Origin of the sequence: Oceanobacillus picturae, assembly GCF_000612865.1 — a bacterium.
Classification (GTDB): domain Bacteria; phylum Bacillota; class Bacilli; order Bacillales; family Amphibacillaceae; genus Oceanobacillus_B; species Oceanobacillus_B jordanicus.
Genome location: NZ_CCAX010000001.1, coordinates 1,148,276 through 1,162,017, shown reverse-complemented (window position 1 = coordinate 1,162,017; position 13,742 = coordinate 1,148,276). Strand labels below are relative to the sequence as shown.

Below are 13,742 nucleotides of genomic sequence, written 5' to 3'. Positions count from 1 at the left end.
CATACATATTTATTAAAGAACGAGGCTTGCGAGTTTTTCTAATGGGGGAAGCAGGAAGTTGCTCCCTGAATGGCGAAGGAGATAGAAAGACTTAATAAAAGGGGATGGATTGATGAAATATGTAGTAATGGAGGAAAAAGGCGATATTACAAATATTTACTTAGACCGTGCAGCGAAATACAATGCTTTAGATAAAGAGATGTTGGAGGAACTTGTGGAAACAGTTAAGCATGCTAAGAGCAGTAAAGCGAGGGTAATTGTTTTGTCTGGAAAAGGAAACGCTTTCTGTTCTGGTGGAGATATTCGTATGATGGATGATTTTTCAGATAAAATGTATTTCGATGGGGTCATGGGAACTATTAAAGAATTAGTGATGGAATTATATACGATGCCTAAAATCGTAATTTCTGCTATCCATGGAGCTACTGCTGGCTTAGGACTTAGTATTGCGCTAACGGCTGACTATGTCATCGCGCAGCGGGATGCAAAATTAGGCATGCTTTTTCTCGGAATAGGATTGTTGCCAGATGGAGGCGGTCATTTCTTTTTACAGCAACGAATTGGAACTCAAGGAGCGAAACAATTTACTTGGGGGATGCAACAAATTGATGGACAGCAAGCAAAGGAGATAGGTTTAGTAGATATGTTGTCTGATGAGCCAGCGATTGTTACAGCAAATGGTCTGGCAGAAAAATTACTTAAATCGCCGCTTATTTCTATGCTAAAGACAAAAGAGCTATATCATTCTCGTGAAAAAGAAAATCTTGCCTCCTTTCTAGCTGATGAACAACAAGCACAGTGGGAACTAAGACAAACACAAGATCATCAAGAAGGTGTGCAAGCCTTTTTAGAGAAAAGAAAACCTGTTTTTAAAGGAGAATAAGAGGTTGGGACAAAATTTCTCTAAACAATTGAAAACCCGAACTATCATGCAACTCCTTGTATAAAGGTTTGCCTAGTTCGGGTTTTCTTGTTTTAGCGTAGGCAGAATGCGTAGACTCCAACGGGAATAGCGCGAGTCCGAAGACCCCACAGTGGTGCCTTTTCCACGAGGAGGCTGAGGCCGTGCCCGTGGAAAGCGAAGTGTTCTGCCAAGCGACGCTAGAAAGTATTATTCGTGTTTAAACAGCAAAAATATAATTTTGTCCCAGCCTCTATTAAAATAATGAGGAAACTTTATCGGTGAAATAGAATTAGCTTCGCTTCTGGTGTGACACATCGATGGGTGTGTTCCTGGAAGCCAGCTTCTTCTAATTTTGCCTGCCCAACAGTTTTTGCTTCATCGTCTGTTGAAGCGGTAAATGATTCATCTAACAGTTTCTCTCCGGATTGATCAAATACAGTTAAAGCATAAGTACGCATCTTTTTAAGTCCCTCCCTATGTATTGAGCGTCTTTTACTTATATTCTGTATATACCCTAAAAGTCCTTTTTTTGCACTTAGGATAATATAGGTGATGAACTCGATAAATTTACGTAAGAAAAGTTGTGTTGAGAGAGGGATATTAACACGTTAGACAATATAATTTTCGCTAAATATATATTATCAATGTTCCTTTAAGTGAGGGTTAAATGAAAATAACAGTTGCCACGGGAATTCGCATATGCTACTATATCGATAAGCGATATATCGTGTTGCGATGTATATGCCAGATTCTACTATGATTCTTTGCAAAAATAAAAATCATTGAAACAATACTGTGAAAAAAACGTACTACTTAGTAGAGGGGGAATGAAAGGTGACACTTGTATTAAAAAATGTAACAAAACAGTTTGGCAGTCATAAAGCTGTGGATAACCTTTCTCTAGAAATTCCGGAAAGTGAAATGTTCGGATTTTTAGGGGGAAATGGAGCAGGTAAGACAACAACCTTCCGAATGATCCTCGGCCTGCTTGATCGGACTGCTGGTGAGATCTCCTGGAATGGGGAGAGAATTAATTATGATAAAAGCCATCTTATTGGGTATCTTCCTGAAGAAAGGGGTCTCTATCCAAAGCTAACAGTAAAGGATCAACTTATTTATTTGGGAAAATTGCGTGGTATGAATAAAAGCAGTGTTGTGAAAGAAGTGGAAAGCTGGCTAGAGCGGTTTAAGGTTCCAGAGTACATGAATAAAAAAGTAGAGGAGCTTTCCAAAGGAAACCAACAGAAAATCCAATTTATTTCTGCTATCATCCATAAGCCAAAATTGTTAATCTTAGATGAGCCTTTTTCAGGACTGGATCCAGTCAATGTTGAAATGTTAAAAGAGGCTGTAGTGGATTTAAAAGAAAAAGGCACCTCAATCGTGTTCTCTTCACATCGAATGGAACATGTGGAAGAATTATGCGAGCATCTATGTATTTTACATAAAGGAAAACCTGTTGTTCAAGGTTCTCTAAGGGATATCAAGCGCTCCTTTGGTAAGAAAAACCTCATAATCCGTGGAGATGAGGATTTTGCTTTTCTAAAAGATCATCCTGGAGTTATTAGCTACAAAAAATATATGGATGGATGTACAATTCAAATTGAGGACGAAGACGTTTCACAAACAATATTCTCTGCTCTTCAAGGAAAAGGCTTTATCCGTAAATTTGAATTAGAAGAGCCATCTCTGAATGATATATTTATTGAGAAGGTTGGTGCTTCTTATGAATAAATTCTGGATCATTTTGTCCCATACCTATATGAGTCGCATCAAGACAAAGTCTTTCCTTATTAGTACCGTGGTTACACTTTTATTTATTGTCGCAGCTACAAACTTTCAAACAATTATTGATGCATTTTCGGATGGCGAGAATGACCAGTTTGCAATAATTGATGAGTCAGGTGAACTTTATGAACCATTACAACAGGGAATACAGGCTGCAAATGAAGAAATAGATGTATTTTTATTTGATGGCTCAGAGGAAGCTGCGAAAGATGCAGTGCAGGAAGAAGAGTATCAAGCATTAATTGTTTTATCTCTAAATGAAAATGAGTTACCTGAGGCGAATTACTATGCGAATAATATCTCAGACTCAAGTAATCAGAACTTTATTCAGCAGCAAATGCAGCAAATAAAAGTAGCTTATGCCACACAGCAACAAGGTGTTGATCAGTCGACACTCACAGAAATTTCGGCACCAGTTACCTTCAATACCGTAGCGCTTGATACATCGGCTAAAACGGATGAAGAGTTGAGTCAAGCAAGAGGGATAGTTTATGTCATGTTATTTTTACTTTACATGGCTGTCATTACTTATGGAAATATGATCGCAACAGATGTGGCCACCGAAAAATCTTCACGCGTCATGGAAATTCTTGTGTCCAGTGCTTCCCCAGTAACGCATATGTTTGCCAAAATAATTGGTATTGCACTTCTTGGGTTAACACAGGTCGTCCTATTCCTTGGAGTTGGTTACGCGATGATCCAAGCTAACCAGGATAATATGACCGGTGGGTTCTTCTCTGTCTTTGGGTTAGGTGATGTTTCTATCTCTGTATACATTTATGCTATCGTATTTTTTGTTTTAGGCTATTTACTTTACGCAACATTAGCGGCAATGCTCGGTTCGCTTGTTAGCCGAATAGAAGATGTGCATCAGCTAATAATGCCAATGATCTTTTTAATTATGATTGCATTCTTCATTGCTATATTTGGTCTAAATGCACCTGAATCAGAATTAATCAAAATTACATCGTTTATCCCATTCTTCTCACCAATGATCATGTTCTTAAGAGTAGGCATGCTCGATATTCCAATTTGGGAAGTCGCACTATCTATTGGCATTCTTGTAGGCACCATCGCTTTATTAGCAATCATTGGAGCCCGTGTATACAAAGGTGGCGTTCTGATGTATGGAAAATCAAGTTCATTAAAAGACTTCAAAAAGGCACTGGCCTTATCGAAAAAAGAATAGAAACATAAGAGCTAACTAGTCACATTCAAGCTATATGAGAGCGGGTTCGAATTTTAAAATGAAATTCGAATTCGCTCGTTTTATTACTGGTTTTAAAACCACAGGCTCTGCCTGTGTGAGAATTCAACTTGTAGAGTTGTAACAGAAAAAATCTCCTTTCGATATAATAGAGTTGGCCGTCAAACCGACTCTATATACAGAAAGGAGAACTACTCATGTCGAGTGACAATAGTTTATCACACACCCGATGGAATTGTAAGTATCACTTAGTCTTTATACCCAAGTATAGAAGGAAATTAATTTATGGCAAGTTAAGAAGAGACATCGGGGCGATCTTAAGACGTTTATGTGAGATGAAAGATGTAGAAATTATCGAGGCTCATGCCATGCCCGACCACATCCATATGCTGGTGAAGATACCACCAAAGATGTCAGTATCTTACTTTATGGGTTACTTAAAAGGTAAAAGCTCTTTAATGATTCACGACAGACATGCAAACCAAAGTACAATCATGGGAACCGCACATTTTGGGCAAAAGGTTACTATGTCAGTACAGTAGGGCTCAATCAAAAAACGGTGGCAAAGTACATTCGTGAACAGGAATCTGAGGATAGACTAAGAGACAACATGAGTAAACGTGAATACGTCGATCCATTTAAAAAATAGATAGGAATATAAACGGTTGACGGTCAATTTCGAAGCCCCTTTAGGGGCATCGTTGGTAAAGTGCCCTTATAGGGCGAAACTAAAACCGCCCGTTTTACGGGCGGATAGTTACTTATGTGAAGCTTTATCTTGTCAATATCATTACCTGAGAGCGAGAGAACATCGCCCCAGAGCAGGAGGACATCACCCGAGAAGGAGAGGACATCACCCGAGAAGGAGAGGACATCACCCGAGAGCAGGAGAACATCACCCCAGAGCGAGAGAACATCGCCCCAGAGCGAGAGAACATCGCCCGAGAGCGAGAAGAACATCGCCCGAGAGCGAGAGAACATCATCCGAGAGCTTTATTTCTAAAGGATACTCTCCTCTTGGATGGGTAATAGAACGTGCATTCTGTTTAGGGGTTTGCTAAAATAGAAGACGAGGTGAAAAGATGAAAAGCATTAGGTTCCTTCACGCAGCAGATCTACACTTAGACAGTCCTTTTATCGGTTTGGCGCATGCGCCAAAGTCAGTTCTTGATTCTATAAGGGAAAGTACATTCCATGCACTTGATAACCTTGTGCAAACAGCTATTGAAAAGCAAGTCGATTTTGTATTAATTACCGGAGATTTATTTGATAATGAAAAACAGAGTTTAAAAGCACAAATTCGTTTAAAGAAGGCATTTGAGTTACTCGATTCACAAAAAATTATGGTTTATTTATCTTATGGTAATCATGATTACATAAAAGGAAATATTCATCCAATTACTTATCCAGATAATGTATGTATCTTTCCAGATGAACAGGTGAGATCTTTTGTTCATTATAAGGAAGAACAGCCGCTTGCAAAAATATATGGATTCAGTTATGAAAATAGGGCGGTTACAGAGGGCAAGACTAGTGAGTATATTTTATCGGACAATACAATTCCATTTCATATCGCGATGTTACATGGCAGTATACAGTCGAATACAGACCATGATATGTATGCACCTTTCCAATTAAGTGAACTGGTGGAAAAGGATTTCCAATATTGGGCACTAGGGCATATACACCAGCGGCAAGTACTAAAGGAAACTCCTCCTGTTATATACCCTGGTAATATACAAGGAAGGCACCGTAAGGAAACAGGTGAGAAAGGCTGTTATCTTGTTGAGTTATCAGCATCCACGTGCGAAACGCAATTTGTCCCACTTCAGGCAATCGAGTTTTCCAAACTATCAGTTAATGCTTCTGCCTGTTCCGAAATCCATCAGCTTGAACAAGAGATCCAGAAAGCCTGCCGTCATTTAGTGAAGGACCATCCACAAATGGTTGATCTTTCCATTGTCGGAGACCAAAAGAAATTAGCAGCATGGGAACAGGAAGGTTTGTTAGAGGAAGTAATTGAAATTTCAAATGCTTCCATGCAATCAGAGCTACATTGGTGTCACATATTCCGTTATCGTTCAGAAGTTGACTATAGTACGATCGACCCTTTCTTATATGAAGGGGACCACTTCATAGGAGAGTTAGTCAGACAGATAAATGATGCGTCCATCCAGCCTTTACTCAAAGATTTATATAAACAGAAACAGGCAAGAAAATATGTCGAAACATTATCAGAGGAAGAAGCGGTACAAATTAAAAATGAAGCTCAACATATTTTGATTAAAGGTTTAATGGAAGAATGAGGTGAGAAGAATGTATATCGAAAAGGCAACCATATATGGCTTTGGGACATGGGTGGATAAGACCATTGAATTCCCTAAATTAGGTCCTGTCGTTATATACGGTGAAAATGAAACCGGTAAGTCAACATTACAAGCATTCATCCTATTTATGCTTTTCGGCTTCCCACCAAAGCAGCGAAACTTCTATAAACCGAGGACAAGCGGAAAAATGGGAGGAAGGCTGACGGTGATCGATCCTGATGCAGGCAGGATCACGATTGAAAGACTAGATACAATGCGCAATGGTGCAGCGCTTTGTTATGCGGAAAATGGGGCCGAATATGATGAAGCCTGGTTAAAAAGTAGACTGAAGGGGATGACAGAGCCAACATATCGATCCATTTATTCCTTCTCAGCAAGCGATTTAGCAAACCTTCCAAAAATGAAAGAAGAAGACCTGGGGGAAGTTTTGTTAGGAATTGGGTTGACGGGCTCTACTGCTATCCACTCACTTGAGTCTAGCCTTGAAAGCCAGATCAACAGACTCTATAAACCTTCTGGGAAAAAGCCACTCATTAACGAACAGCTAAGCAAGCTTGATGCCCGGTCCAATCAATTACACTCCGCAAAAGCGCACGAGGCAACGTATAGGGAGAAAAAGGAGAAGATCCAAAAACTGAACAAAACGATAGAGGAGACGCAACAAAGACTGCAAAAGAAAAAGGCTATGTTGTCCTTAAATGAACGAAAGCTCCAAGCTCTTCCAGATTTGAAAAACTATGAGTCGGTAATAAAACAATTAGAACAGTTCCCTGAAAAAGTTCCTTTCCCCGAAAATGGAATGGAACGGATGCAACAGGTGAAGGATAAGTTGTTGCCAATAAAAAGTGAACACGCTTTGTTACAGGAAAATCAAAAAAAGTATGGGGAGACGCTTTCTTTTCTGAATGAAAACTTTAAAGAGGTAGATGAGGAGAAGCTTCAATATGCCTACAAACTAAGAAAACGGGCAGAAGAATACCTTGCAGGAAAAAAAGAGATTTTCAATATTCAAAAGCAAAAAGAACAGATTGAAGACCAAATGGAACAAGAATTGGATCAGTTACATATTGATTTGAGTAAGGAAATGCTACATGAAATAAACCTTCCTTTTCATACAGAAAAAACGTGGAGTCATTTGAAAACAGAGCAGGATACGTTAGCTATTGAACAGTCAAAGCATGCGGAAGAAAGCCATCAGCTGAAAAAAGATCGAACACGTCTTTTGTCCCAAGCTGAGAGTCTTGAAGAGAACCTCCTTTCTGAGGAACGTGTTAAAGAGCTAAAAAGTGAAATTCATGATTTAAATTCTAATAGCACAGCAACGTTCTCTGATAGCAAATTAAGGTCAGATCAGAATACTTGGGAAAAGTGGAAGCAAAAGAAGAAGAAAACCTACCAAGTTGTACTATTTTACAGCATAGGATTAGCTATCCTTTTAGGGGTTATTGGTACAATTGTAGAAAATTACACATACTACATGTTTGCAGCTGTTTCGCTCCTTGTTGGGGCGTTACAGTGGTGGTCAGGAAAGCAGGCATTATCAGAGGTCGAGGCGTTTACAAATGCTAAGGAAAGTAACTCGATAACGATGGTAGAGAAAAGAGAGGCTGAACAGCAACTGCTAAAGCACGAGAGCGTTTCTACAGAGATTGCTACATTAGAGGCACAATTAAAGTCTCTTGATCATACCTTTGCTGGGTGGCAGGAAAGAGGAGAACAACTAAAAGATAGACAAACTCTTTTGAATAAAAAAGTAGAAAACGAAAGGCAGCACTATTCTTTTCTATTAGGGATTAATGTAATTTATTGGCCTGATGTCTACCATCATCTAAAACATCTCATTCGACTATCGCGGGAGGAAAATCGTCTTACAGAAACCATAAATCAACTAGAGAGTAATCAGCAGAGATTTTCTCAAGAGCTAAAAGTGTTTTTAAGTTCATTCATAAAGGGAACAGTAGATAAAACACAGGAAGACCTGTTAGCATTACTCGAGGAGTGGATACAAGGTTACGAAAAGAATGAGAGTCAAAAGCTGCATTATCAGCAACTTTACAAAGAAACAACGGAGCAGCTTCACGATGCAGAGAAAAAGCTCTCTATATATGAGGCAGCTCATATGGAACTATTGCAGTATGCAGAGGTGGATGGAGAGAATGCATTTTATAAGCGCGCAAATCTCCTAGCTGAGAAAGAACAATTGCAAGAGACTTTAGCTAGACTAGAGCAATTGCTTCATCCATTCTTACATGAAGAGAAAACACACAATAGTCTTGTTACCTCAGAAGAAACAGAAATGGTAGAACATATTAATAGAGAAAAACAGCGTATTACCATGCTAGAAAATGATTTAGAAAAACAACGTCAGTTAGTAGCTGATGTAAAGGCAGAACTCTCACAATTAGAAGCTTCTGGAGAGTATTCAGAATCTCTGCATGTCTTTTCCATGGAAAAAGAAGAGTTCCAACAATCTGTTCGAAAGTGGGCAGTCATTAAAACAGCGAAAGAGATGCTTTTAGAAACAAAGCGAAGATACAGGGATAAATATTTAACCAGGGTAATGGAAAAAACGAGTGAATATTTTCAATTGCTTACAGGGGAAAAATATCAAAACGTATATGCCCCCGTCGAGGGGAAAGTATTTCAGGTTGAGACAACTGACCATGTTCGTTTTACAGTTAACGAACTATCTCAAGGGACAAAGGATCAACTATATATTTCCCTTCGATTCGCGATTAGTGAGATTATGAGTGAAAAGCATCGCTTACCCTTTATTTTAGATGACGCGTTTGTGCACTTTGATTCAACAAGAACAGAGCGAATGTTTCAACTTATTAAAGCCCTGTCAAACAAGCAACAAATTTTACTTTTTACGTGTAATGAAGATTTTATAAAATATTTTGAATTAGAAAATATTATCCAACTGAAAAATTCTGTTCGCATAAACTGACAAATAATGATAAACTATTTGCAGATTAATAATTGCAAGTGGAGGGACATCCATTGCCTGAGAAGAATATAACAACTGATTGGGATAAATATGACGAAACGATTGAGAAATTTATTCAGGTGATTGCCAAAAATATGAACCTTTATGGCATCACATCTTCCGTAGGCCGCTTATACGGTGTGCTTTACTTTGCTGATCAACCAATGACCTTGGATGACATGCGCGATGCCCTTGAAATGAGTAAGACAAGTATGTCTACAGGGGTTCGGGCTCTCTCGGACATGAAAATGGTTGAGTCCACGTTTAAAAAAGGTATTCGAAAGGATTTATATAAATCAGAAGAAGATTGGTATAAATCGTTCACTTCCCTTTTCGGAAACCGTTGGAGACAGCACACGGAAACAAATATAGAAGAAGCAGATGAAGCAATTGCTGAACTAGAAGAAATCATTCAAAGCACGGAAGATGCTGAATTGAAAGAGAAGATTCAAGACGATATTGAACGATTGCGTTATGCGCAGAATTATTATGAATGGTTGATGAAGTTTATTCAGGTCATTGAATCTGGGAAGATATTTGATTACATTCCTAAAAATAATAAGTAACAGCTGGAGATTGACATAATGAAGGCTTTTCGCCTGTTTTAAGTCAGTCTTCTTTTTTAATGTAAGATATATAAAGAAATGCGCAGATGTTTAGAGGGACCAAACTAGTTCATTCAGCGCTATTCTTATAATACGGGGGGAAGAGAATGAATAAAGGTATAGGTTATGCAAGTGTAGGGGAAGCGATCGACAGTTTTATGCTTATTAAGGAAGCTTCAAAGGGATTGACTAGTGGAGGGAAACCGTTCCTTACACTGATACTAAGAGACGCCACAGGAGAGATCGAAGCAAAGTTATGGGACGCTACAAAGGAAGATGAAGCATTATTTATCCCGGAAAAAATTATTAAGGTATCAGGTGAAGTAAATCAGTTCCGAGGGAAACCGCAATTAAAAATTCTTGCGGTGAGGCCGGCGCAGCCGACAGATGACGTACATGTATCAGACTTTGTTGAAAAAGCACCTGTGAGTAAAGATATACTTATGGATAAATTGACCGAGGCCATCTTTGAGATGAAGAATCCTACGTTACAACGAATTACCAGAGCATTTATTAAAAAGTATCAGGAAAATTTACTTTTATATCCAGCTGCAACAAAGAATCATCATGAATATGTGTCTGGCCTGGCCCATCATATTGTCAGCATGTTGGGGATAGCAAGACAGATACATCAATTATATCCAGAAGTAAATAAAGATTTGCTGTATGCAGGCATTATTCTACATGATCTAGGGAAGTTAAGAGAATTGTCAGGAATGGTTACAACATCTTACACCATTGAAGGGAAATTGCTCGGGCATATACCAATCATGGTAGAAGAAATCGGTCTAATGGCAAGAGAATTACAAATTGAGGGAGAAGAAGAGATCCTCATCTTACAACACTTAATTTTGTCCCACCATGGTAAAGCAGAGTGGGGTAGTCCAAAGCCGCCTTTAGTACGGGAAGCAGAGATTTTACACTTAATTGATTTAATGGATGCGAAGATGAATATGCTAAATCGTGCGTTAGATAAAGTAAAACCAGGTGAATTTACTGATCGGTTATTTGCCATGGATAATCGAGCATTCTACAAACCCTCTTTTGAAGAATAAAGATATCGGTCATTATTTAAACTCCTAGAACATATATATCTGATAGAGAATATGGACAAGGAGGCCGAATAATGATACTAGGAGTACCTTGGTGGGTTTTTATGCTGGTTATTCTAATCTTTTTGAGTGGATATATGGCAATGCGTGCAATGCTGGCAGAGAGAAGGCTGGAACAACAATTTATTGAAAAAGAGGGAAAGGTATATATGGACCGTTTAGAAGCGGAAAGAGTGAATAAACAACAGCAAAAAGAGCACATATCAGATTAAATAGATATCAAAAGAGGATGCCCATTCGTATGAGCATCCTCTTTTGATATATTGTTTATAGAAACGTTGGGTTTAGCCTTGAGCTTCCTCTTGTTCAGGCTCTTCAAAGATATCTTCCAAACCGTCAACTTTAATATCTACTTTTGCATCCTTGATCAAACCATTGATTTTTTCTTGTGCTGCGGTTGGATCCATTTTTTGTGTTACAAGTTCACGACGAAGATCATCTTTCACATCTTCAAATTCACCGATGCTTTCTTCTTTTTCGCGCTTGTCATTTACGCGGATAATATGGAATCCGTGCTGTGATGCTACTGGATCACTGATTTCTCCTTTTTCAAGGCTGTATGCAGCATCTTCAAATTCAGCAACCATGTCGCCTGCAGAGAAATACCCGAGATCTCCGCCTTCTTCAGCTGATGCTTCATCAGTAGAATATTCTTTTGCTAAATCAGCAAAGTCTTCGCCATTGTCTAGCTTTTCCTTTACTTCATTTGCAGTTTCCTCATCAGCGACAAGGATGTGTGATGCATCAATTTCTGTATTTTTACGATCATACAATTCTTGAAGCTCTTCATCAGTTATATCAATATCTTCTGATACAGCAGCTTCTTGTAACAAGCTAATTTCAATTACGTCGCGGAAAGCATCTTCACTTCCGAATTGTTGTTTAACCGCATTTTCGTATTGATCGCCTAACTCTTCTTTCATTTTTTCAATTTCGCTGTCTACCTGTTCTTCTGTAACATCATACTTGTCCTGCAAAACTTCAACAGTAACCAACTCACGAAGTACATCTTCGCCATAAGTATCTTTAAGCTTTTGATAGAAATCTTCTTTTGTAATATCCCCGGCAGCAGTTTCAACGACTACTTCTGAATCTGCTTCGTCAGAGTTACAAGCAGACAGAGTCAAAATACCTGCTGTCAGTGTTGCAGCAATTGCTAATTTTTTCAATTATGAACACTCCTAATCTTTTTCTTGCGTTTTGTTTTTACTATTGATTAATATAACATATTTTATGTAAAAAAAATATAGTTCTATTGTTAGGCTATGCCATGACATTTAACACTCGAAGGTAGGAGCATACGAGTAGGATAAGTATCATAATGTTAATTGTCCGGAATACCTTTCTTTGTTTTAATATTTCCATTTCCATCTTTTTGCAGAATCTATCAGTAAGAGAATTAAATATAAATAAGACAAAAGCTGCGAAAAGTAAATACATGATAAGCATAATCGACCTCCTCGTTCCCAGTTCACAATCTAAAAGTACACACTTACTTCTAATTATCCTATTCCTAACTTTAACAAAAGATTATCAATCTGAACAGACCAATCCTCTTAGCAGCTACAGAAATGGGTATATAATTGCATCTTTTCTATTAGTAAAGAAGTGTTCTCGTCAGGATTAACGTTTGGAATTGTATCATTTTAATATATTAAAGAACCTTTTGCCAAGAAAAAAACATATAAAAAAGACCTGGAATATCCAGATCTTAAAGGTGCTTTTCCTTTATCAGTATGTCAAATCCGTCTTTCCGACTATCGATGAAACAACTTTTAGGGGCTTTTCCAATATGATTCACATAAAGGAAATCAAGGTAGGACATGCCGATATGCACAGATGTAAACATTAAGATGTAAACGGAATAATCAATGAACAAATAGCTCGCAATGATTCCTGGTATGCTAATTAAAATAGTTGGTGCAATTGCGACTATAAGTGAGACTTTTTTTGTCAGATGGAATTTCGTATAATAGTTAAAAACAGGTAATCTTTTATTTTTCAATTTAAATATTATTTTTAATCGCTTATTTAGTATAATCAATGGTAGGATATGCATTAGTGAATGCAATGCAGGTAATAACAATAATGCCAATATAAAAGGCAAAAATCCTGCTTCGTCAACTTTATTTGTACCTTGAGCAATGGTAATAGGCACATAAAGAAAAATGAAGGATAATAAGCCGATCAAAAATGACAAAAGGTATATTCGATTATTCCCAAGTTCTTTCGTAAGGTTAATGGATTTCCAGCAATTCATTTTTGATCCCTCCAGTATCTTCGTGATGAGACTTTTAATCCCTCATGAATAATAGTACGATTGGAGAGAAAAATCAATAGTTTTTTGTGCATTTTTATAAAAGATTTACAGCGGGGCTTAAATGGTGTTGGAAAAGGGGGTTCGAGAGGTTGGGAAGAACGGAATATAACGACAATGCTGCCTTTCATCTGCAACTGCTTTCTAAGGTGATCGATCTTAATAAATTCCCTATGATAAAGATGGTGTTAGAGAAGAATGTGACAGACTCAGAGTATAATGAATTACTCCAATTATTAAGCAGGTTAAATGAAAAGTATGAAATACAACAAGAGGAAGGTCTTCTTGATTACAGCTCACTTCTTATTGAATTTGCCGGGATGCTTAGTGAAAAGCTTGATCCCGACGCCACAATTTATGCATTAAAAAAAGAAGGGTATTATCCCTCCTTAATGGCAGCATTTATAAAAATTATTGAAAAAGACAAACGAAAATATAAACGAGGGAGAAATTACTAATCCTTCGTTTATATTTTTTTTATCCCTATTAATTA

The 13,742-nt window shown here is 37.9% G+C and carries 13 protein-coding genes and 1 pseudogene; 10 read left to right on the top strand and 4 right to left on the bottom strand.

The features are described 5' to 3' along the window. The first annotated feature begins 112 nt into the window (after positions 1 to 112). The gene (locus BN988_RS05885) at positions 113 to 883 is read left to right on the top strand and encodes an enoyl-CoA hydratase (RefSeq protein WP_036574097.1); all 771 of its coding nucleotides are present in this window, start codon (positions 113 to 115) and stop codon (positions 881 to 883) included. 293 nt (positions 884 to 1,176) lie between these two features. Here the strand turns inward: BN988_RS05885 and BN988_RS05880 are convergent, their stop codons facing one another. Continuing rightward, positions 1,177 to 1,362: a YhzD family protein gene (locus tag BN988_RS05880; RefSeq protein ID WP_036574095.1), complete on the bottom strand. Its 186-nt coding sequence runs from the start codon at positions 1,360 to 1,362 to the stop codon at positions 1,177 to 1,179. 376 nt (positions 1,363 to 1,738) lie between these two features. Between BN988_RS05880 and BN988_RS05875 the strand changes: the two genes are divergently transcribed. The 3 genes and pseudogenes from BN988_RS05875 to tnpA all read left to right on the top strand — a co-directional run bounded on the left by BN988_RS05875 (position 1,739) and on the right by tnpA (position 4,548). Further along, complete coding sequence (locus BN988_RS05875) at positions 1,739 to 2,638, top strand: ABC transporter ATP-binding protein (RefSeq protein WP_036574093.1); 900 nt, start codon at positions 1,739 to 1,741, stop codon at positions 2,636 to 2,638. Beyond that, positions 2,631 to 3,881 carry an ABC transporter permease gene (locus BN988_RS05870; RefSeq protein WP_036574088.1) on the top strand — a complete coding sequence of 417 codons (1,251 nt, stop codon included), beginning with the start codon at positions 2,631 to 2,633 and terminating at the stop codon, positions 3,879 to 3,881. The genes BN988_RS05875 and BN988_RS05870 overlap by 8 nt, the downstream gene beginning before the upstream one ends. Before the next feature lie 215 nt (positions 3,882 to 4,096). Continuing rightward, a pseudogene (tnpA, locus tag BN988_RS05865) lies at positions 4,097 to 4,548 on the top strand (IS200/IS605 family transposase). Between the two features lie 23 nt (positions 4,549 to 4,571). On the opposite strand, the gene BN988_RS05860 reads toward tnpA, so the two are convergent. Continuing rightward, a complete protein-coding gene (locus BN988_RS05860; protein ID WP_036574086.1) occupies positions 4,572 to 4,883 on the bottom strand; it encodes a hypothetical protein in 312 nt (103 codons plus the stop codon). 98 nt (positions 4,884 to 4,981) lie between these two features. On the opposite strand from BN988_RS05860, the gene BN988_RS05855 reads away from it, so the two are divergent. The 5 genes from BN988_RS05855 (at position 4,982) to BN988_RS05835 (ending at position 11,144) form a co-directional block, all read left to right on the top strand. Beyond that, positions 4,982 to 6,205, top strand: coding sequence for a metallophosphoesterase family protein (locus BN988_RS05855; RefSeq protein ID WP_036574083.1), 1,224 nt, complete (start codon positions 4,982 to 4,984; stop codon positions 6,203 to 6,205). Positions 6,206 to 6,215: 10 nt separating this feature from the next. Beyond that, on the top strand, positions 6,216 to 9,176 hold the full coding sequence (locus BN988_RS05850) for an ATP-binding protein (RefSeq protein ID WP_036574082.1): 2,961 nt from the start codon (positions 6,216 to 6,218) through the stop codon (positions 9,174 to 9,176). Between the two features lie 53 nt (positions 9,177 to 9,229). Next, positions 9,230 to 9,781 carry a GbsR/MarR family transcriptional regulator gene (locus tag BN988_RS05845; RefSeq protein WP_036574079.1) on the top strand — a complete coding sequence of 184 codons (552 nt, stop codon included), beginning with the start codon at positions 9,230 to 9,232 and terminating at the stop codon, positions 9,779 to 9,781. Between the two features lie 146 nt (positions 9,782 to 9,927). Further along, entirely contained in the window at positions 9,928 to 10,875 is a 948-nt protein-coding gene (yhaM, locus tag BN988_RS05840) for a 3'-5' exoribonuclease YhaM (protein WP_036574077.1), read from the top strand. A 71-nt stretch (positions 10,876 to 10,946) separates the two neighbouring features. After that, positions 10,947 to 11,144, top strand: coding sequence for a sporulation YhaL family protein (locus tag BN988_RS05835; protein ID WP_051557696.1), 198 nt, complete (start codon positions 10,947 to 10,949; stop codon positions 11,142 to 11,144). Positions 11,145 to 11,216: 72 nt separating this feature from the next. Here BN988_RS05835 and BN988_RS05830 read toward each other — a convergent pair whose 3' ends face one another. Together BN988_RS05830 and BN988_RS05820 are read right to left on the bottom strand one after the other, a co-directional pair. Next, positions 11,217 to 12,101, bottom strand: a complete 885-nt coding sequence (locus tag BN988_RS05830) for a peptidylprolyl isomerase (RefSeq protein ID WP_036574075.1) — start codon at positions 12,099 to 12,101, stop codon at positions 11,217 to 11,219. Positions 12,102 to 12,643: 542 nt separating this feature from the next. Continuing rightward, entirely contained in the window at positions 12,644 to 13,192 is a 549-nt protein-coding gene (locus BN988_RS05820; RefSeq protein WP_036574072.1) for a DUF3267 domain-containing protein, read from the bottom strand. A 149-nt stretch (positions 13,193 to 13,341) separates the two neighbouring features. On the opposite strand from BN988_RS05820, the gene BN988_RS05815 reads away from it, so the two are divergent. Further along, complete coding sequence (locus BN988_RS05815; RefSeq protein WP_036574069.1) at positions 13,342 to 13,707, top strand: DUF1878 family protein; 366 nt, start codon at positions 13,342 to 13,344, stop codon at positions 13,705 to 13,707. Positions 13,708 to 13,742: the final 35 nt, after the last annotated feature.